This is a genomic window from Paenibacillus tianmuensis, assembly GCF_900100345.1.
Taxonomy (GTDB): Bacteria; Bacillota; Bacilli; order Paenibacillales; family NBRC-103111; genus Paenibacillus_G; species Paenibacillus_G tianmuensis.
In genome coordinates this window covers 1-20,064 of sequence record NZ_FMTT01000042.1, presented here as the reverse complement: position 1 = coordinate 20,064, position 20,064 = coordinate 1, and the positions used below count along the sequence as shown (strand labels likewise).

At 52.9% G+C, this 20,064-nt stretch carries 17 protein-coding genes and 10 tRNA genes; 7 read left to right on the top strand and 20 right to left on the bottom strand.

Annotated features, from left to right (window positions below):
- Positions 1-32 precede the first annotated feature (32 nt).
- Positions 33-1,025 carry an ABC transporter substrate-binding protein gene (locus tag BLO51_RS22040; RefSeq protein WP_245719769.1) on the top strand — a complete coding sequence of 331 codons (993 nt, stop codon included), beginning with the start codon at positions 33-35 and terminating at the stop codon, positions 1,023-1,025.
- Positions 1,026-1,034: 9 nt separating this feature from the next.
- Here the strand turns inward: BLO51_RS22040 and BLO51_RS22035 are convergent, their stop codons facing one another.
- The 3 genes from BLO51_RS22035 to BLO51_RS22025 all read right to left on the bottom strand — a co-directional run bounded on the left by BLO51_RS22035 (position 1,035) and on the right by BLO51_RS22025 (position 3,555).
- On the bottom strand, positions 1,035-2,120 hold the full coding sequence (locus tag BLO51_RS22035) for a lactonase family protein (protein WP_090675265.1): 1,086 nt from the start codon (positions 2,118-2,120) through the stop codon (positions 1,035-1,037).
- A 113-nt stretch (positions 2,121-2,233) separates the two neighbouring features.
- Positions 2,234-2,722: a thioredoxin-dependent thiol peroxidase gene (gene bcp, locus BLO51_RS22030; protein ID WP_090675263.1), complete on the bottom strand. Its 489-nt coding sequence runs from the start codon at positions 2,720-2,722 to the stop codon at positions 2,234-2,236.
- Between the two features lie 167 nt (positions 2,723-2,889).
- The gene (locus BLO51_RS22025) at positions 2,890-3,555 is read right to left on the bottom strand and encodes a hypothetical protein (protein WP_090675261.1); all 666 of its coding nucleotides are present in this window, start codon (positions 3,553-3,555) and stop codon (positions 2,890-2,892) included.
- 91 nt (positions 3,556-3,646) lie between these two features.
- Between BLO51_RS22025 and BLO51_RS29875 the strand changes: the two genes are divergently transcribed.
- On the top strand, positions 3,647-3,832 hold the full coding sequence (locus BLO51_RS29875; RefSeq protein ID WP_217266769.1) for a hypothetical protein: 186 nt from the start codon (positions 3,647-3,649) through the stop codon (positions 3,830-3,832).
- Positions 3,833-3,939: 107 nt separating this feature from the next.
- The gene (locus tag BLO51_RS22020) at positions 3,940-4,164 is read left to right on the top strand and encodes a hypothetical protein (protein WP_090675260.1); all 225 of its coding nucleotides are present in this window, start codon (positions 3,940-3,942) and stop codon (positions 4,162-4,164) included.
- 97 nt (positions 4,165-4,261) lie between these two features.
- Here the strand turns inward: BLO51_RS22020 and BLO51_RS22015 are convergent, their stop codons facing one another.
- Genes BLO51_RS22015 through BLO51_RS22005 form a run of 3 tightly spaced genes read right to left on the bottom strand, consistent with a single transcriptional unit; the run spans position 4,262 to position 6,893 of the window.
- Positions 4,262-5,047 carry an ABC transporter permease gene (locus BLO51_RS22015; protein WP_090675258.1) on the bottom strand — a complete coding sequence of 262 codons (786 nt, stop codon included), beginning with the start codon at positions 5,045-5,047 and terminating at the stop codon, positions 4,262-4,264.
- Between the two features lie 6 nt (positions 5,048-5,053).
- Entirely contained in the window at positions 5,054-5,848 is a 795-nt protein-coding gene (locus BLO51_RS22010; RefSeq protein WP_090675256.1) for an ABC transporter permease, read from the bottom strand.
- Positions 5,841-6,893 (bottom strand): ABC transporter ATP-binding protein, encoded by a 1,053-nt coding sequence (locus tag BLO51_RS22005; RefSeq protein ID WP_090675254.1) that lies wholly within the window; start codon positions 6,891-6,893, stop codon positions 5,841-5,843. The genes BLO51_RS22010 and BLO51_RS22005 overlap by 8 nt, the downstream gene beginning before the upstream one ends.
- Before the next feature lie 191 nt (positions 6,894-7,084).
- Here BLO51_RS22005 and BLO51_RS22000 point away from each other — a divergent pair, with 191 nt between their 5' ends.
- The 4 genes from BLO51_RS22000 (at position 7,085) to BLO51_RS21985 (ending at position 15,507) form a co-directional block, all read left to right on the top strand.
- Positions 7,085-8,119, top strand: a complete 1,035-nt coding sequence (locus tag BLO51_RS22000; protein ID WP_090675253.1) for an LCP family protein — start codon at positions 7,085-7,087, stop codon at positions 8,117-8,119.
- A 77-nt stretch (positions 8,120-8,196) separates the two neighbouring features.
- Positions 8,197-9,006 (top strand): PhzF family phenazine biosynthesis protein, encoded by an 810-nt coding sequence (locus BLO51_RS21995; RefSeq protein ID WP_090675251.1) that lies wholly within the window; start codon positions 8,197-8,199, stop codon positions 9,004-9,006.
- Positions 9,007-9,096: 90 nt separating this feature from the next.
- Positions 9,097-10,452 (top strand): glutamate-1-semialdehyde 2,1-aminomutase, encoded by a 1,356-nt coding sequence (locus BLO51_RS21990; protein ID WP_090675249.1) that lies wholly within the window; start codon positions 9,097-9,099, stop codon positions 10,450-10,452.
- Between the two features lie 504 nt (positions 10,453-10,956).
- The gene (locus BLO51_RS21985; protein ID WP_245719767.1) at positions 10,957-15,507 is read left to right on the top strand and encodes a glutamate synthase-related protein; all 4,551 of its coding nucleotides are present in this window, start codon (positions 10,957-10,959) and stop codon (positions 15,505-15,507) included.
- A gap of 184 nt (positions 15,508-15,691) precedes the next feature.
- Here the strand turns inward: BLO51_RS21985 and BLO51_RS21980 are convergent, their stop codons facing one another.
- The 14 genes from BLO51_RS21980 to BLO51_RS21915 form a co-directional block, all read right to left on the bottom strand.
- Positions 15,692-16,354, bottom strand: coding sequence for a bifunctional 2-keto-4-hydroxyglutarate aldolase/2-keto-3-deoxy-6-phosphogluconate aldolase (locus BLO51_RS21980; RefSeq protein ID WP_090675246.1), 663 nt, complete (start codon positions 16,352-16,354; stop codon positions 15,692-15,694).
- Positions 16,355-16,406: 52 nt separating this feature from the next.
- Entirely contained in the window at positions 16,407-17,405 is a 999-nt protein-coding gene (locus tag BLO51_RS21975; RefSeq protein ID WP_425415826.1) for a sugar kinase, read from the bottom strand.
- On the bottom strand, positions 17,390-18,145 hold the full coding sequence (gene kduD, locus BLO51_RS21970) for a 2-dehydro-3-deoxy-D-gluconate 5-dehydrogenase KduD (protein ID WP_090675243.1): 756 nt from the start codon (positions 18,143-18,145) through the stop codon (positions 17,390-17,392). Before kduD ends, BLO51_RS21975 begins: the two co-directional genes overlap by 16 nt.
- Positions 18,146-18,403: 258 nt before the next feature.
- Complete coding sequence (locus tag BLO51_RS21965; protein ID WP_090675241.1) at positions 18,404-18,865, bottom strand: GreA/GreB family elongation factor; 462 nt, start codon at positions 18,863-18,865, stop codon at positions 18,404-18,406.
- A 255-nt stretch (positions 18,866-19,120) separates the two neighbouring features.
- Positions 19,121-19,194 (bottom strand) — tRNA-Arg (locus tag BLO51_RS21960).
- A gap of 7 nt (positions 19,195-19,201) precedes the next feature.
- A tRNA-Gly gene (locus BLO51_RS21955) sits at positions 19,202-19,275 on the bottom strand.
- Positions 19,276-19,289: 14 nt separating this feature from the next.
- A tRNA-Pro gene (locus BLO51_RS21950) sits at positions 19,290-19,366 on the bottom strand.
- Between the two features lie 7 nt (positions 19,367-19,373).
- Positions 19,374-19,453 (bottom strand) — tRNA-Leu (locus BLO51_RS21945).
- A gap of 10 nt (positions 19,454-19,463) precedes the next feature.
- Positions 19,464-19,538: transfer RNA gene (locus BLO51_RS21940), tRNA-Gly, on the bottom strand.
- Between the two features lie 20 nt (positions 19,539-19,558).
- Positions 19,559-19,631: transfer RNA gene (locus tag BLO51_RS21935), tRNA-Lys, on the bottom strand.
- Between the two features lie 12 nt (positions 19,632-19,643).
- Positions 19,644-19,715: transfer RNA gene (locus BLO51_RS21930), tRNA-Gln, on the bottom strand.
- A gap of 7 nt (positions 19,716-19,722) precedes the next feature.
- Positions 19,723-19,798, bottom strand: a tRNA-His gene (locus tag BLO51_RS21925).
- A 25-nt stretch (positions 19,799-19,823) separates the two neighbouring features.
- Positions 19,824-19,898: transfer RNA gene (locus BLO51_RS21920), tRNA-Thr, on the bottom strand.
- A gap of 72 nt (positions 19,899-19,970) precedes the next feature.
- Positions 19,971-20,047: transfer RNA gene (locus tag BLO51_RS21915), tRNA-Asp, on the bottom strand.
- Between the last annotated feature and the right edge of the window lie 17 nt (positions 20,048-20,064).

The window sequence follows — 20,064 nt, the reverse complement described above, 5'->3', positions numbered from 1 at the left end:
ATCATTTTCAATTAAAGAGAGGGGTATCATCTTTGTTTACATCCTTGCGTTCGAAATGGAAATCCGCTGCCGCGCTCTTGGCCTGCGCAACCGCCTTGGGTGCGATGCTGAGCGGCTGCGGCACGGCTAAAACCCCAGCCCCGACTAATGATACTGCACAGAAGCAGCCGGCTGCGGCAGCGGTATCGGAACTAACGATCAACCACGCGATGGGCTCTTCCAAAGTTCCCGCCGAGCCGAAACGGATCGTCGTCCTGACCAACGAAGGAACGGAAGCCTTGCTTGCTCTTGGCTTTAAACCGGTAGGAGCGGTTAAATCCTGGTCCGGCAACCCGTGGTACGACCATTTGAAAAAAGATTTGGAAAGCGTTGAAGTCGTCGGAGACGAGAACCAGCCGAACCTTGAGGCGATCGCCAAGCTGAAGCCCGATCTGATTCTCGGCAATAAACTGCGTCAGGAAAAAGTCTATACGCAGCTCGCCGCCATCGCGCCGACGGTATTTTCGGAACGTCTGCAATCCGACTGGCAGAAAAACTTCCGGGTCTATGCTGAAGCCGTTAACAAAAAAGCCGAAGGCGAACAGCTTTTGCAGCAATATGACAAGCGCATCGCCGACATGAAGGCCAAGGCAGGAGAGAAGCTCAATACGAAAGTATCTCTTGTTCGCTTTATTCCAGGGAAAGCCCGGCTTTACATGAAGGATACGTTTGCAGGACTTGCGCTCAGCAAAATCGGCTTCCAACGTCCAGCCGTGCAGGACAAGAACGAGTTTGCGGCCGAAATCAACAAGGAACGCCTCCCGGATATGGACGGAGACATTCTGTTCTATTACGTATGGGATAACGATAAAAAAGAAGCGAGCGCCGTCGAGAAAGACTGGACGAGCGACCCGCTTTGGAAAAACTTAAATGTCGTGAAAAACAACAAAGTGATTAAAGTAAACGACGATATTTGGAACTCCTCTGGCGGGATCATCGCCGCCAATAAGCTGCTCGACGAAGTGGAGCAATACCTGCTGAAATAAACCTGTAAGTTACTCGAAAAATTGGATGCACACCGGTTTCGGTATGCGGAGCTCATGACCTGTGGGCTCCAGCCGGCCGGTGGTTTCATTTACAGCGAGCGTAACAATGGAATCCGAATTTTGATTGGCGGCCAACACGAATTTTCCGTCCGGCGTGACGGCAAAATTTCTCGGCCATGCTCCGCCGGTCGGCTCGTGCTGGATCAGTGCCAGCTTGCCGCTGGTCCGGTCGATGTGGTAGACGACTATGCTGTCGTGCCCGCGGTTGGAGCCGTACAAGTAGTCCCCGGACACCCCGATATGGATATCGGCGCAGTAGCTCTCCCCTGCAAACCCTTCCGGCAATGCGGACACCGTCTCGATTTCCCGAAGCGTTCCATCTTCTTGTCCGTAAGCGAACACCGTAATCGTAGAATCCAGTTCATTAATCACATACGCATACGGAAGGTCAGGATGAAACGCCATATGACGCGGGCCTGCCCCGGCATGCACCTGCGCTTCGCCATGCAAAACAAGCGCCGGGTTTTCTGCGTTCTCTTGAATGTTGTAGATCATGATTTTGTCCGTTCCGAGATCAACGACATAAATGCGGGAATCTTTCAGGACGGTACAATGCGCATGAGCCGCTTCCTGCCGGTCGCTGCGGACGCTATGTCCCTCATGCCGCTTCCGATCCGCCAATGGACCGATGTTCCCATCTTCCGCGATAGAGTACAAGCTTACGCTGCCGCTTGTATAATTGGCTACAACGAGCCGCTTTCCCTCACGGTCCGTTACCAAATGACACGGCGAAGCGCCGAAGGAAGGCTGTTTGCCGATATAGCGCAAAGCCCCAGTCTCCGCTTCCACAGCGTAAGAAGCCACTTCCCCGCCTTCCTTGCCTGCCTCATCCTGCAGCTCGCTTACCGCAAACAGCCTGCTGCGCTCCGTATCTACCGTCAAGAAGGAAGGCATCTCGACCTCCGCATAAGCGCCGATGGCAGACAGCTCCCCGGTTGACTTATTCATGCTTAACGCATATAAAGAATCGTTTCCGCCGCCATTATAAGTTCCTACATAAACGATCCGACTGGATTGTTTTTCATACTGCTGCATTCACGAACGCTCCCTTACTGGAAATTTATTGCTATGGTTTGTTTTCGCCATCCCCCGTATGCATTCTTAAAAAGCCGGGGCTGCTTTGCTCCCGGCCTTTAGATGAACGGCTGCTACGGGGTCTCTACTCCTGCTTGAGCCTCCTTGACGGCTTCCAGCACCTGCTTGACGTGGCCCTTGATCCGCACGCCGCGCCATTCATGGACAAGCTTGCCTTGCGGATCGATGACAAACGTCGAACGAACCACGCCCATATATTCACGACCGTACATCTTTTTCAGCTGCCAAACGCCGAACAACTCGCATACCTCGTGATCGGGATCGGAGAGCAGCGGGAACGGCAGCTCGTATTTGGCGGCGAACTTCCCATGGGACTTCAGGTCGTCCGGGCTAATCCCGATCACTTCGGAGTTCAACGCCTTGAATTGTCCGTTGTAATCGCGGAACTGGCAGGATTCCTCCGTACATGTCGGCGTCATATCCTTGGGGTAGAAATAAAGAACGACATATTTTCCTCGAAACTGCGAAAGCGTTACGGATTCCCCGCTTCCGGCAGTCAGAGTAAAATCCGGAACAGGTTGTCCGGGTTGAAGCTGCGGCATAGTTCTTCATCTCCTCACATCCGTATTTGTCAATTTTTTCTTTGTACCAGCATTATACGAAACTCCTACGCCGTAAAACAACCTGCCCCTTGCCAGACCCCCCAATCCAGGGCATGAAAAAACCGCCCTCATAAAAGGACGGCTTTGCTATAAATGTGTTGAAGCTCTTACTTTCTATTGATGAATGCTTTCAGGTAAACATTCAAGTTATCCTTCAGGCTGGTAATAACTTGATCTTCGGTGAGGCCTTTTTCTTTGGCGATTTCAGCAATCGTTTTGCCCCTGCTGAACGCTGCATCCAATTCATTTTCAGTAATGCCGAGAGCTTTAGCTACACCCACTTCCTCCACATTGGTTTTCAACTCAAGTTTTTTAGAATATTTTCCACTTAATTTATCTTGATAGCCTGATTTATCGATGGCCGTCGAATACTTGTCTTTGATCTCTTCCCTCAATTGCTTCGCTTCTTCTTCCGTAATTTTCTTTTGGTTTAGTGCATTCTCTACTTTTTCAAGTGCCGGGTTAGTCAATTTAGTGATCAAATCCGAGCGACTAATTCCACTTGTACGGGCCAGATCGGAAATCGACTTTCCTTTTTTAAGCTCCGCATTCAGATTATCCAAGCTCAAATTAATAACACCCGAAGCCTGAATAACAATGGAATTCAAACCAACATCTACACGATTGTGCAGAGGAATGGAAGCATCGGGAACGCCCTTCTTAGCATCCCCACTTGCAAATGCCTTAGGCGCTGTTGCCAATCCGCCGATCCCACCAAACAATACAGCTGCTGCTACCGTACAGGCCATCACTTTTCCAGTCCACTTTTTCATGATTCTCTCCACCTTTTCTTTTTTTATATATCAAACATACATCTTGAACATTTGTTTTGAACAAATGTTTTGAACATATGTTCAACTGTCTATGATTGATATCATACCACTGGATAAACTTCCCTGTCAACTCGCTCAAAATCATCAAGTATGGCTATTTTTTGAACGACCAGTTTGTGGTAAGGAATTTATTTCTAGTATAGGAGCTAATTATGAACTCAACATTACGTCAAGCTTAAATGAAGATGAAAGAAAGCTTAAAAAAACCTTAAAATAAAGAGACTTGATTTTTCGGAATATTCGGCGAACTGGGAACTCGCCCAGTCCAATAGACACTTATCACATACTATGGATTAAATCCAATCCCAAAAGGAGCTGCTTCGTATGTATGATTACGATTGCTATCCGCAATGCCCGACCAAAACCGTTTACGATCCGCCCGTCCAGATCTACCGGGATTTTTACCACCCGCAGATCGTGCAGGTCATTCGTCCCGTCGAAATCGTCAATCGCCATCATTGCGTCCCTTGCCCGCAGCATATTTACTCCTATTCCGAGAGAGACGAATGGGTCAAAGGTGTCGGCGGCTACAAAGGCTTCGAAGGATAACCTTCTCGTCGGCACGTCCGATACGCAAAAGAGGAGCTTGCCTGTCGGCAGCTCCTCGCGATCCCCATATGTTACTTGTTACATAATACTCCGCTCTCTACGAGCCCGCTCCGCGGTACCGCTTCACCCCGTAATTCCACACCGTCAGCCCGAAGGTCAGGAAGCCGAGCCCGACCAGCGGGGTAAGCAAAGCGAACGTTCCCCAATTCTCCCGGTCCAGAAAATAGGCGGCCGGATAAAAACCGACGAAGCCAAACGGCAGCACCCATGTCAGCATGATGTTCAAAAGACGGTTATAGATTGTCATCGGATATCGCCCGTAGTTTTGCAGGTTCCACAGCAGGGGCAAAATGCCGGTGGGTGAATCCGAGAAAAACGACAACGATGTAAAGAAAATGTACACGCCCCCGTAAATCATGATCGAACCGAACACCAGCACGAGCAGAATGAGCGGATCGTACCACATCAGCACGAGATCAAGCTGTGTCCAGGAATAGATCATGATAATTAGACCGACCAGCGCGCTGAACAGCGAGGACGGGTCCATATTTTCCAGCATCAGCTGCATCAGATTATGCGCCGGACGGGTCAAGATCCGGTCCATTTCGCCTTTGACGATGTAGCGCTCGGTGAATCCCCAGAGATTAAAAAACGTAATAAACAAGCCGTAAGGCACCATAAAATAGCCATAGATAAACAAAATCTGCTGCTCGTTCCATTCACCAATCGCCGCGGTATGCTGGAACACGACGAGGATGAAAAATAAATTCAGCCCGTTAAACAACAGATCGGACAGCACCTCGATCCAGAAATCGGAACGGTAGGTGAGCCGCGTTTTCATGTAATTTTTCAAATAATCGACAAACAAGCCTGCATAGAACATGCGCCATCACCCTCCCTGCACGAACAGCCGCGTCCGCGCGCCCCGCCATAGGACATAGAGCGGCACAATCAACAGCACGAACCAGACGATCTGCACGGCAAATACGTTGTAAACGGCGCTGCCGACGACTTTGCCGGTAAAGACGGAGCCAGGCAAGTACGTGATCGCCGGAAACGGCAGCAGATTCATCAGCTCTTGCGCCCAGCCCGGGAAGAACGACATCGGTACGACCAGGCCGGAGAACAAATCGACGGTTACCCGCTTCATCCGCATCATGCCTTCATTGTTTTCAAGGAAAAAGGCGAACAGGCCAGTAATGATATTGATCTGCGTATTGATCAGGAAGCTGAAAAACAGCATGGCAAGAAAAATAACCCAGGTCAGCGGATCTGACGGCAGCTGCACCGGAAACAGGAATGAGACGATCACCATGCCCGGCACGGAAAATAGAAAAAAACGGAACAAGCCTTCGCCGAGCCCCTGCATCATTTTGACGATGATGTAATTGTACGGGCGGATGAACTGGATTGCGACGCTGCCGTCTTTGATCTCACTCGCAATTTCCCGGTCCAGATTATTAAAATAAAACGCCCGCGCCATCCACGACACGGCCACGTAGGTCGTCATCTGTGTCACGGTCATCCCGCCAAGCAGCTCTTTCGTACCGTAAATCGCCTTCCATAGAAAATAATATGCCCCAATGTTAAGGGCATAAATAATAATCCCGCTGTAATAATTGACCCGGTAAGCGAGCATCATCAGGAAGCGGATGCGGATAATGTCAAGATAAGCGCTAACCACGCAGCGTCACTTCCTGTTCTTTGCGCAGCTCCTTTTTCGCTTCCGCCGATCCGGATTTGTAAATTTCCCGCACGATGTCGTCCGTATTCGTTTCAAGGATTTTAATGTCCTCGATCGTCGTTATACCGACAACCCGGCTGAGCACCTCGGAGACGCTTGCCGCCTGCTGCGGAATCCATACTTTGGCCGTCAAATCGTTATCCAGCGACCAGTTTACTTGCAGTCCTGCGGTCAGCTCCTGCAAACGGGGCAGCGCTACCGGCTCCGAGAACCGGAGAATGACTTCTTTGCCTTTACCCCAGCGCTCTTTCAGCTCCTCAAGTCCTCCGTCGTAGATGATCCGGCCGTCGTCGAGCATAATGACCCGGGAACACAGCGCTTCAATGTCCTGCAGATCGTGGGTTGTCAGCAGAATGGTCGTACCGTACCGCTTGTTCATAGATTTTAGAAACTCGCGGATTTCCGTCTTGACCATAATATCCAGACCGATCGTAGGCTCATCCAGAAACAAAATTGCCGGATTGTGAATGAGCGACGCGGTAAGCTCGCAGCGCATCCGCTGGCCCAGACTCAGCTTTCGCACAGGCCGGTTCAACAGCTCGCCGAGTTGCAGCCGCTCCACCAGTTCGTCCATGCGGCTGCGGTATTCCGCATCCGGGACGCGGTACACTTTCTTGAGCAGTTGGAACGATTCGATCACGCCGATGTCCCACCAAAGCTGGCTTCGCTGGCCGAATACGACACCGATGTTCCGGACGAATTTTTCCCTCTCCTTATAAGGAACGAAGCCGCCTACGCGAATATCTCCTGAGGTGGGAACGAGAATGCCGGTCAGCATTTTGATCGTGGTCGATTTGCCCGCTCCATTCTCGCCGATGTAGCCGCAAATCTCGCCCTGTGGAATTTGGAAGCTGATGTCTTTCACCGCGGCGACCTGGGTATACTCTCTCCTGAACAGGTCGCGTACGGCGCCCTTCAAGCCTTCCCGGTTTTTCTGCACTTTGAATTCTTTTCTCAGCCGATGCACGTCAATGGCGAGATTCATAGGTGTAGGTCCTCCTGTCAAAATATGCCGAAGCTTGCAGGCGCGGATTGAAACCTTTTATAATAATGAAATAGTTTCCTGTCCAAACGTATGCATGTTCCTGTAGCATTGTCAAAACCTATACCCGTTATGATACACCAACCTTACGATCAGGAAAAGCGAACGCAACCAGAGGAGGGAACCGAATTCCCATGGCCCGTACGATAAAATGGTTTTTCATTTCGCTGCTGTTGCTGTTGCTTGCAGGAATCGGCTATTTTACCTATTCATTCGTTCAATTTGCCAATAACATTCAGAGCCGTCCCGAAACGACCAAATTCGGCGGGCTTACCCCAAAGCAGCTCAGCATGTCGGACAGCTACACCCCGCCCAAGTGGGAGGGCAACTCACGGGTGAACATACTTATTCTCGGCGGGGATTCCCGGGGACTCAAAAAGAATGAAGTTCCGCGTTCCGATTCGATTATGGTCGCCTCGATTGATCCGGTGACGAAGAAAGCGTACTTATTTTCCATTCTGCGTGACACATACGTGAAAATTCCGGGGCATGGCGAGGACCGCATCAATACGGCACTTGCCATCGGCGGGCCGAATCTGGCCATGCGCACGGTTAGCGACCTGCTCGGCATTCCGATTCAATATTTTTTCTATACCGATTTCAAAGGCTTCATCGCGCTGACCGACGCCATCGGCGGCATCGATCTCGAAGTGGAGAAGGACATGAAATACCGCGACTCGGAAGACGGCCACGAGTACGATATCGATCTAAAAAAGGGCATGCAGCATCTCGACGGAAAAATGGCGCTGCAATACGTCCGGTTCCGACACGACGCTATGAGCGACTTTTCCCGCACCGAGCGGCAGCGCAAATTTTTGCAAGCCGTCGCGCAAAAAATGCAGACGACCGGTTCCCTGATCCGACTGCCGAATATATTAAACAGTATCGATCCTTATCTCGAAACGAATTTGACGACGGCCGACATGCTGAAGCTTGGCACGCTCGCCTTCGAGGCCAAAACCGGGGGCATGGTCAGCCAGCAGATTCCGCCTTCCGAGCTGCTGATCGAAAAACGGGTCGGCGGCGCCGAAGTCCTCAGCGTAAACCGTACCAAGCTGCAGCATTACATTAAGGCATTGTTCGAAGGCCGGGACCCTCTGGCCCCTGCCGGCAAGCCTGCCGAGGGCGGCAATAAAAGCACGACCGGCACCGCTCCGGTCAAAAAATAATAGCCGCTATGAAAATATACGCGAGCGGGAGGCCAAGGGCTTCCCGCTTTTGACCTGAAAGGAGAATAGTAGTTCTTATGATCGAAATACATGTTATTGACGCATTCGCGGACAAGCCATTTCGCGGCAACCCCGCGGCGGTTTGTTTGCTGGAGCGCTATCCTTCCGACCAATGGCTTCAACAGGTTGCGATGGAGATGAACTTGTCGGAAACGGCGTTTCTCTCCCCCCAACAGGACGGGAGCTACCGGCTTCGCTGGTTTACACCGACGGTCGAGGTCGATTTGTGCGGCCATGCTACACTAGCTAGCGCACATTACTTGTGGGAAACCGGACGGGTAGACCGCAAACAGGCTTTGGCCTTTCACACGCTTAGCGGCTGGCTAACGGCCTCCGCGGGTGAGGACGGTTGGATCCGGCTCGATTTTCCCGTTGAGCGGGTCACCGAAACGGACGCGCCGGCCCGACTGTCCGATGCCCTGGGCGGGGCTGTGCCCCGTTTTGTCGGAACCAACCGGCTGGACTTGCTGGTCGAAGTGGACTCGGAGGAAGCCGTACGCGGGTTGAAGCCCAATTTCGCCATTATGGCGGAGCTCGGCGTCCGCGGCGTGCTCGTTACGGCCCGCTCGCAGGATGAACGGTACGACTTCGCCTCCCGCTGCTTCTTCCCGACGGAGGGCATTGACGAAGATCCGGTTACCGGATCGGCCCATTGCGCGCTTGCACCATATTGGCGGGACAAACTGGGAAAAGATCGGTTGACCGCCATTCAATCATCTGCACGAACAGGTATTCTTAAACTTGCGTTGGTCGATGACCGCCTTCACATCCATGGTCAAGCAGTAACGGTGCTTAAAGGCTCGCTCCTCCACCTTCCCACGGAATGAAGCGCCGATCCAATCCGGAGAAAAATTCACTGCCGGAACGCAATCGTTTATAATGTAGTTATACATAGTTTGGAAAGGACTTGAATCCTAATGAGCAATCCATTTGCGTCTGACGCATCCGAAGCCAAGCCCCGTACACGCTCCGCAGCGCTTTATACAGAAGCGCTCGAGCATATCGTCGGCGGGGTCAACAGCCCTTCCCGCTCCTTCAAAGCCGTGGGCGGCGGAGCCCCCGTTTTCATGAAACGGGGGCAAGGAGCTTATTTCTGGGACGAGGACGGCAACCGTTACATCGACTATTTGGCCGCCTACGGTCCGATCATTCTCGGCCACGCGCATCCTCATGTGACATCCGCCATTGTCCGAGCGGCGGAGAACGGAACCTTGTACGGTACGCCGACCGAACTCGAAATCCGCTTCGCCCGCATGCTGAAAGAAGCGACTCCGTCGCTCGATAAGGTCCGTTTCGTCAACTCCGGCACCGAAGCCGTCATGTCGACGATTCGGGTAGCCCGCGCCTATACCGGCCGGAACAAAATCATCAAGTTCGCTGGCTGTTACCACGGCCATTCGGATCTTGTCCTCGTTGCCGCCGGCTCCGGTCCGTCCACCCTCGGAATACCGGACAGCGCCGGTATTCCGGTTAGCATCGCGCACGAGGTCATCACCGTGCCGTTTAACGACCTCGCCGCACTGAACGCCGCACTGGAGCGCTGGGGCAGCGACGTGGCCGCGGTTATGGTCGAGCCCATTGTCGGCAACTTCGGCATGGTCATGCCGAAGCCCGGCTTCCTGGAAGGACTGTGCTCCGCTACCCGCCGGAACGGCTCCCTTGTCATCTACGACGAGGTGATCACTGCATTCCGTTTCCACTACGGCGCTGCCTCCACCTTCGCCGGTTTACCCGAGGGCACCGACTACGCAGCCATCGAGCCCGATCTTACAGCCCTTGGGAAAATCATCGGCGGCGGACTGCCGATCGGCGCTTACGGCGGCCGCGCAGACATCATGGCGCAGGTGGCGCCGCTCGGACCGGCATACCAAGCCGGCACCATGGCCGGTAATCCGGCATCGATTTCCGCCGGGATCGCCTGCTTAGAGGCGTTGCAAGAGCCCGGCACCTACGAGCGGCTGGACCGGCTCGGTGCCATGCTGGAAGTCGGCCTTGCCGAAGGGGCTCGCAAGCACGGCATCGCCCTGACCGTGAACCGCATCCGCGGCGCGCTGTCGACACACTTTTGCGACCATCCGGTTACGAACTACGACGAGGCGCAAAATACGGATGGCGAACAGTTTGCAGCCTTTTTCCGCTCCATGCTGGAGGACGGCATCTGCCTGGCTCCGTCCAAATATGAAGCCTGGTTCTTGACCACGGCCCATACGGACGAAGACGTCGCTTATACGATTGAAGCGGCGAATCGTGCATTCGCCCGCATGAACGCTTAACCGAGCAGATCGGCAATAAATTCCATTTATCACCCAAATCACGAACTATTATCGGACAACGGTAATAGTTCGTTCGTTTTTTGTTAACTCGCACCATTCCGCTCTGAAATTGCCTTTATTCACCAGTTATGCAAAATAGACAACGCTTACATTTGACTTTTCCCTTCAATGTTCTATTGTCTCACATGAAATTTCGTGATATTCTATAAATACTTTTAAGCTAAAGAAACTCGGCTAAATGTAAGGTTTTTGGCATGTTAGCTATGAAACTGTGCAGTTGGACGATTGAGACAGGGACCCTTTAATCCCCCTCTTCCGCACAGCTTCTGCTGAATCGAGAAGCTGAAAACCAAGTCAATTATGCAGAATAAATGTATTTTTATTCATTGCAATCATTCGCTGACTCTTTCCGCTTTCTTGCTTCACATGAACAAAGCCTTCTTTTCAAGACAAACCCGCAACTAATTTTTATGGGAGGTGACGGTCAGCCTGCTGACCACGAGAATGAATCAAGTTATGCGCAATGAAGGCCGCTTTCAGAATTTATTGGCCACCGAACATGATAGCTGCGGTATCATCTGTATTATTGAAAAAGACGGATTTCCGTCCCGCGACAACATTCAAAAGACGATCGACGCTCTTGTGAAAATGGAACATCGTTCGGGTTTCATTAACGGGGAAGGCGACGGCTGCGGCATCCTGACTGACATTCCGCGCGCCCTATGGGAGAAAAAGCTGACCGACGCCGGTCTCGACGGCAAGCTTGCTTATGACGAGCGCTTCTCCGTCGCGCACATTTTCGTGCCGCGCAAGCTGGACATCTCCGCTCCCGATATGCAAAAAGGCATCCGTGAGCTGTTCTCCCAGTTTCAAGTCAGCATCCTCTTAGAGCAAGAAAATCAAGTGGACAGCAGCGTGCTCGGTCCGAACGGACGCAACGACGAACCGACCTTCTGGCAAATCGCAGGTCTTTGCGACAAACAGGAAGTGAAAGTCTCCGATCATTTGTTTGAGCTTCATGTGGCGATCGAAGCCAAATACAACGTACACGTCGCCACCCTCAGCAACGTCACGGCTGCTTACAAAGTGATGGGCGCCGCCAGCATTTTGCCGAAATACTTCAATGACACCCGCGACCCGCTGTTCGCAGCGCAAGTTACTATCGGACACAACCGATACTCCACGAACACTCAATCCAGTTTTTTCCGCGTGCAGCCGTTCTCGCTGCTTGGCCATAACGGCGAGATCAATACGGTAAAAAAGATGCGGATCGAAGCCGACATGGTCGGCGTGCCCCTCGTTGACGGCGGCAGCGACTCCCAGGATATGAACCGTACCATCGAAACGTTCATTCACCGTTTCGGCCTCAGTTTGTTCGAAGCGATGGAAGTCGTTTTCCCTCCTATTCTTAACGAAATGAAGCTTTTCCGTCCGGAACTGCAGGATATGTACGTCTACTTCCGCCAAGCTTGGGGGCATTACGCGCAAGGACCGGCAGGAATCGTTTCCCGTTACGGCAACGAGTGCATTTTCAGCGTCGACGCGCTTGGTCTGCGTCCGGTATGGATGGTGGAAAGCGAAACGTCCCTGTATTTCTCCTCGGAGCAAGGCGTCATTACCGTCGGCGAGATGGTCGCAGATCCGAAACCGATCGCACCGGGCGAAAAAGTTGGCGTCGTCCTGACACCGGGCGAGCACGTTCAGGTAATTCCTTATCATCTGGTGCAATCCACCGTGCTGGAGCGCGTGCAAAGCCGTCTTGGCCTGGAGGGACAGCGCAAGCACTTGAACAATGAAATTCCGGCCGTCGAAGCGGCGCCTTCCGCCGATGTCACGCCGACGGATGCGCTCTACAGCGCCTTCGGATGGGACCGCGACGGCATCCAAATGATCGAAACGACCGCTGAGACCGGCGCAGAGCCGATTCGCTCGCTCGGTCATGACAGCCCGCATGCCGCGTTGAACTGGGAGCGCCAGAACATCCCTGACTTCATTAAAGAAAGCGTTGCAGTTGTTACCAACCCGGCAATCGACCGTGATCGCGAGATGGAGCATTTCTCCACGCGCGTTGTCGTAGGGCCTCGCCCGGCCGTGTACAGCCAGCCGGATGATCGGCTGCGGGTAGAGCTGCTTTATCCCGTCGTGCTGGAGGGCAGCAACGGTATCGATTCTTTGGCCGAATTGAAACAGCCGAGCTACGAGCAGCTTGTCGCCATGTTCGGTGCGCAAAACGGCGATGCCGTCGCCACGTTGTCAACGACGTTCGCCCGCGGCACTTCGCTGAAGGATGCCCTGGAGCAGCTTGCGGCGGACGCCGTGCAAGCCGTGCGCAAAGGCGCTATGCTGCTTGTGCTGGACGACAGCGAGACGCACCAGAACGACCGGCTGTGGATGGACCCGCATCTGGCCGTATCCAAAGTCGATATCGCGCTTCGCGAAGTAAAGCTCGGTTACGGCAACAACCTGCGCCGTCAAACGACGATCGTGCTGCGCAGCGCGGCGATTCGCAACCTGCACGATATGGCCGTTGCTTGCGGCTTGGGCGCAGATGTGCTTTCCCCTTACATCTTGTTTACTACGGCGGCGGCAAAGGACGGCGCACCGGCAGCACTCAAAGTGTTTACCGCTTTGATGAAAGGCTTGGAGAAAGTCATCTCCACAATCGGTACGCATGAGCTTCGCGGTTACACCCGCTTCTTCTCGTCAATCGGCCTGAAGCCGGAGCTCGCCGACGTGCTGGATATTGTAAACTACCTGGGCAGCGATAAGGCCGGAACAGGGTTTGCCGAGCTTGAAGCCGATGCCGAAGGCCGTTATAACGACTATGCCAATCCGAAAGCAAAAGCAGCCCGCAACTTCCGCTTCTTCCAACGGATGTGGAAAGCGCTCGGCGATGCGGCTTCCGGGGTGGCTCCGTACGAAGACTATCGTGACAAACTGCGCGAAGAAGAAAAGAAAAACGGTATTTCCATCCGTCACGTTGCGGATTTCAATTATGAGAAAGCGCACGCCGAAGGCCGCAAGCCGCTCGATTCTTCCCAAGTCGAGATTGGCATCGGCGGCCACGATCTGCCGATGCTCATCTCTTCCATGTCCTTCGGATCGCAGAACGAGACGGCATTCCGCGCATACGCCGAAGCCGGCGAGCGTCTGAACATGGTGACGATGAATGGCGAAGGCGGCGAGATCAAAGACATGCTCGGCCGCTATAAGCGGACCCGCGGCGCCCAAGTCGCATCCGGTCGTTTCGGCGTCAACGTCGAGCTGGCGAACGCTGTAGCCTTCTTGGAAATCAAAATCGGTCAAGGCGCGAAACCGGGTGAAGGCGGTCACCTGCCGGGCTCGAAAGTAACGGCGAAGATCGCATTGGCGCGGAACGCAACCATCGGCTCCGACCTGATTTCGCCGTCCAACAACCATGATATTTACTCGATCGAGGACTTGGCACAAATCATTTCCGAGTTGAAGGAAGCGAGCGGACGCAAAGCGAAAATCATCGTCAAAGTTCCGGTCGTCCCTGGGATCGGCACGATTGCAGTCGGCGTTGCCAAAGCGGGCGCGGATGTGATCACGTTGTCCGGTTTTGACGGCGGCACGGGTGCGGCACGGATTCACTCGATCACGCACGTCGGTCTGCCGACCGAAATCGGTACGAAGCTGGCGCACATCGCGCTGATCGAAGCCGGATTGCGCCACAAAGTGGAGCTCTGGTCCGACGGCGGCATGAAATCCGGTGCCGACGTTGTGAAAATGGTCATGCTCGGCGCGAACCGCATCGGCTTTGGCTCTATCGCAATGCAGTCCATCGGCTGTACAACGTGCCGCGGCTGTCACTTGGATACATGTCACGTCGGAATCGCGACGCAAATCGACTCGATGGAAGAAGCCGAAGAAAAAGGCCTTCGCCGCTTCGTGCCTCGCGTCTACGATACCGCTGTTGAATCGCTTGTTCGTTTGTTTGGCGGGATCGGCCGCGAAGTACGGGACATCGTCGCTCAGCTCGGCTTTGCAAACCTGCAAGATCTCGTCGGTCGTTCCGACTTACTGCAGCAAGTAAGCCATCTTGAGAAAATCGATCTGTCCGATCTGCTCCGCCCGGCTCCGCTGTCCTCGGCTGTGGCACAAGAAGCTTTGGAGGAAGTCGCAGCGGCGGTATCCTCGGATATTCGCATTGCGGCAGGTACAGAAGGCCAACAATTTTTCCCGGATACCGTTTCGTTCGAATCGCCGGTGGAGCGTACTTGGTCCAAAGTCGATGCGGAATCCCGTATCCTTGGCAGCCGCTATGCAAGCCACCGCGTAAGAGACCGTTTCGACGGCAGCTACGATGCGCTGCCTCCGGTAAGCATCACCATGACCGAAGGCTCCGTACCGGGTAACGGATTGGCCGCTTTCAATGCCCGCGGCGTAAACATCACGGTTCACGGCGGTGCGGAAGATGGTGTCGGCAAAATGTCGCTCGGCGGTAAAGTCGCGATTCTGAAAGCACCAAGCAAGCATAAGCAATTCATCAACGGCTCCGTGGGCAAGTCGTTCGGCTATGGTGCGCAAAAAGGCTTGTTCCTGATTCAAGGCAATGCCGATACCCGCGCCTGCATCCGGTTCTCCGGCGCAGACGTCGTATTCGGCGGCGAAATTACGGCGCCGATTCAAGACGAACTCGGCGGCATCGCAGCCCGCGCGAACTTGAAAGGCTTCGCCTTTGAATACATGACCAACGGCCGCGCTGTTGTGCTCGGCGATCCGGGTCCTTGGATTTGCGCAGGGATGACGGGCGGGGTCATTTACCAACGCCTCGTGCCGGAGATGGGGCTAGATCAAGCCGCCATCGAACGCCGGGTAGCAAAAGGCGCCAAAGTCAAAATCGAACCGGTAGGCGTACAAAGTATGAAAGACTTGAACGAACTGCTCGGTGCTTACCATGAAGAGCTCGTGAAGTCCGGACAACCGGAGGCCGCAGCAAAAGTGGAGCATTTGCAGAACAACCTGCAAACGAGCTTCGTTCGGATCGCGCCAGTCGGTCTGCAAGCCGATCAATCGGTAGCTACCGAATAAACTCAATAAGAAACAACTATTTGATCCCTCCGGAGCTTCCGCGTTCCAGAGGGATCTTCTTTGAGCACTCCCGTTCCCGTTAATAAGAGATTTATAAGATCCTCATCAAAGAAAAAAGCAGCGTAACCCAAACAAACGTTTGGAACGCGCTGCATTTTTGATGATACTATAGATAATGGACAACTTAGCCTTTCGCCGCCCGGTAAGCTTCGATATATTGCGCGGCTTTTTGGGCTACCAGACTGTAATTACCCGTTTTGACGGCTTCCGTTGTCAAATCGGAACCGATACCGACGGCCACTGCGCCCGACTTAATCCAATCGGCGAGATTGTCCAAGGAGACACCGCCGGTCGGCATAACGTTGGCCTGCGGAAGCGGCCCTTTGATCGCTTTGATCGTCGATGGCGAATACAGATTACCTGGGAACAGCTTCACGATATCCACGCCAAGCTCCAGCGCCCGCTGAATCTCTTGAATCGTCATAACTCCCGGCATCACAGGCACACGGTAACGGTTGCACAAAGTAATGGTATCCGGATTTAACGCCGGACCGACCACAAATTTAGCTCCGCTTAGAATGCCTACCCGCGCCGTTTCCGGGTCCAATACCGTCCCTACGCCGATAATCGCATACTTGGACGGATCTTGCGTGGAGCTTGTATATTTCTTGGCAAGCTTCTCGATAGCTTGCAACGCAAACGGCACCGTCATTGTCACTTCGATAACTTTGATCCCGCCGGCAATCGCCTGTTCCGCCATTTCGACGACTTCTTCCGGCGTCTCTCCGCGCAGAACAGCTACCACGCCTTCATTAGTCAGCTGCTGCAAAAGCTTGATTTTTTTCATATTCCCTCATCCGTTCCTAATATGAAGTTAGTATTGCATATGTCTTCCCCAATTACCTCTCGACATGCTTTACGTTGTTTAGGAACGCCTCCACTTGCTCCCAAGTCGGAATGCCCTCCCAGTCTCCCTCCATCTGCACCACCATACAGCCAATCAGGTTACCGAGGCGAACCGCTTCTTCCAAACGATAGCCCTTGAGCAAACCAACGATAAAGCCCGCGCAAAAACCGTCTCCTGCCCCGACCGTATCCACCACTTGCTCCGCTTTAAAATACGGCACTGAGCTTACGCGTCCTTGCTCGACGATATACGTGACGTCTTCGCCGCCTTTGACGATCGATACGGCTTTAAGCTCGCTAAGCCGCGCCACAATTTCTTCGAAGCTATCCGTTTGATACAGCAGCTTCAACTCGTCCAGCCCCGGAAGGAAATAATCCGCTTCTTCGGCTAATTCCAGCAGCACCTCTCGCGCTTCTTCCAGGGACCACAGCTTCAGCCTCAAGTTCGGATCAAAACAGACCTTCACGCCATGCTTGCGTGCCAGTTTCATCGCTTCCCTGACCGTTTCCCGGCAGGTTGGACTAAGCGCCGTCGTAATGCCCGTTACATGCAAATATTTAGCCTGCTTAATATATTGCTCGTCCAAATGCTCCGGCTTCAGCGTGCTGGCTGCCGAGCCTTTGCGGTAATAGTAAACCGATGTTTTCCCGGATACCACCTCGCGGAGCATCAAGCCGGTCGGCGCTTCCGTTGTCAGTTCGACACGGGAGACGTCCACGCCCTCGCCGCGAATTTTTTTCATGATCATGCGGCCCAGCGGATCTTTCCCAAGACGGCTGAACCAGCCTGCTTTGTGACCCAGACGGGATACCCCGATCGCCACATTGCTTTCCGCACCGCCGAACAGCCCTTGGAAGCGGGACGAATATTCGATTCCTTTGCTTCCTTCCGGCATCATCAGTGCCATCGATTCCCCGAATGTAATGATCTCCGGCTGAAACATCTGCTGTTGCTCCGCTCGTCGGTTCTCCACCATTATCTCGTCATCCATCCCCCGTCTACGCAAAGCACATGGCCACTCATGTAGTCCGAAGCCTGTGACGCGAGAAATACGACCGGTCCTTGCATATCTTCTGTTGTTCCCCAGCGTCCGGCTGGAATACGAACCAAAATTTGCGCGCTGCGCTCTTCATCCGCACGAAGCGCTGCCGTATTGTCGGTAGCCATGTATCCAGGTGCGATAGCGTTAACTTGGATGCCCTTACTAGCCCACTCATTCGCAAGCGCTTTAGTTACCCCGGCAATCGCATGCTTGGAAGCGGTATAGCCCGGCACATTAATCCCGCCTTGAAAGCTTAGCATCGATGCAATATTTATAATTTTACCCGACCCCTGTTTAATCATTTCACGCCCAACAAGCTGAGATAGGAAAAAAACAGAGTTTAAGTTCAAATTCAGCACATCATGCCAATCTTGCGCCGCGTGATCGGCAGCCGGCGTACGCCGAATAATACCGGCATTGTTAACCAAAATATCAATTCTTCCAAAAACGGACAATGCTTCGTCTACTACGCTCTTCAATACGCTTTCATCCATCAGATCCGCTATGATGGTGTGTGCCTTGCGGCCCATCGCTTGGATTTGCTGCTCAACCTCACGCGAACGATCGTTGCTCGTTACGATAACGATGTCCGCGCCTGCCTTGGCCAAGCCTAAGGAGATACCTGCGCCTAGACCTACGGCTCCCCCGGTTACTAAAGCCACTTTTCCGGTCAAATCAAACAAATTCATCTCTACACCTCATTTAAACGTTTTAAGCGTATCCGAGCTTACGTTCTAATCGGATTGCTCATTCCTTTTATTATAAGTCATACTACTGTAAACTGCTATAGCAAGTCCAAAATGTAACCGGATCGATAAATGTTGAAATGCCACTTCTATCGTTACCTAGTCCCTCAGGCGATCTAGAGCACTAAACAAAAGAACAGCTCATGCGAGATTGCAGGGAGCTGTCCTTTGCGGAGCACTAGGCTATTAGGGCAACTTACTTTAGCCCGTCTGCGTAAATTCTCCGAAGTAAGCGTATTTCACTTCTTCGATCATTACGGCAAAGCTGCCGGCGGGAATTTCAATCGTTTGTACCGCTCCGGCTGAGGCTAACAGCAATTGTCTTCCCATCGGGGACAAGAGCGAGACATAGTTTTTATCGGGTGCGGTCAGGGTCGGGAAAACGATCGTAAACGTCTCTTCCGTACCGTCATCTTGGTACTTCACTTTCACGCTGCTGCCTATTAGCACTTGGGAATATAAAGATTGCATAAGCTGAGTTTCATCCTGTGCCAATATGCGCTCCAAAGCCGCTGTATATTGATCGATCAGCTTTTCCAGGTTTGCCCGTTCCCTTCCTTGCTGCGGGCAAAAACCGTCAAAAAACGCAGTGCTTTGCTCGTCAAAATAAAGCAATTGATTGATTAATTGGGAACGGGCCCCATGTCCGAAACTAGGGTTCATAGTAGATATCCCCCCCTAAATACGTTCTTATCCTTCGTGAGTTCAGCCTTTGTATTGCCATAGGACTCATATGCCTTCCTCCTTAAAAAAATAAGCCCCTCGAAAGGAGCTTTAACCCATTGTATCAGAACTCTTCCATAAATGCCATGATTCCCAGCGATTGTATGACGTTGCTTATTCTAAAACGCGCCTCGTCCGTTGCATAAACATAACAAAAAAAGGCCTGTTTCCAGACCTCCTTAATTCCAAATATGACGTCCCAGGAGGGATTCGAACCCCCGACCGACGGCTTAGAAGGCCGTTGCTCTATCCAGCTGAGCTACTGGAACTTGCACATGGAGCGGGTGATGGGAATCGAACCCACGCTACCAGCTTGGAAGGCTGGAGTTCTACCATTGAACTACACCCGCATTAAAATATTGAATGGTCGGGACGACACGATTTGAACATGCGACCCCCTGGTCCCAAACCAGGTGCTCTACCAAGCTGAGCTACGTCCCGTTATAAATGCCGGTAGAGGGACTTGAACCCCCACGGTTTCCCTCACGATTTTGAGTCGCGCGCGTCTGCCAATTCCGCCATACCGGCAAATTTTCGATGGAGCGGAAGACGGGATTCGAACCCGCGACCCTCGCCTTGGCAAGGCGATGCTCTACCCCTGAGCCACTTCCGCTCAATTTACTTTGTAAAAAATGAGCCATGTAGGACTCGAACCTACGACACCCTGATTAAAAGTCAGGTGCTCTACCAACTGAGCTAATGGCTCGTACTGAAAATACTGGGGATCTAGGATTCGAACCTAGGCATGACGGAGTCAAAGTCCGTTGCCTTACCGCTTGGCTAATCCCCAATGACTATGGGGCGATCGAAGGGAATTGAACCCTCGAATGTCGGAGCCACAATCCGATGCGTTAGCCACTTCGCCACGACCGCCATATGAATTGTCATGTGGCCTAAATGGTGCCGTCGAGAGGAATTGAACCTCCGACCTACGCATTACGAGTGCGTTGCTCTACCGCTGAGCTACGACGGCATGTGAGATAAATTAAAAATTTCGGAACCCTCGGATATTGTCCGTTTCGTTCCGAAGTTAAAAGCTTCTAAATGGCGGAGCCGACGGGATTCGAACCCGCGGTCTCCTGCGTGACAGGCAGGCATGTTAGGCCTCTACACCACGGCTCCGCACGAATGAAATTGGT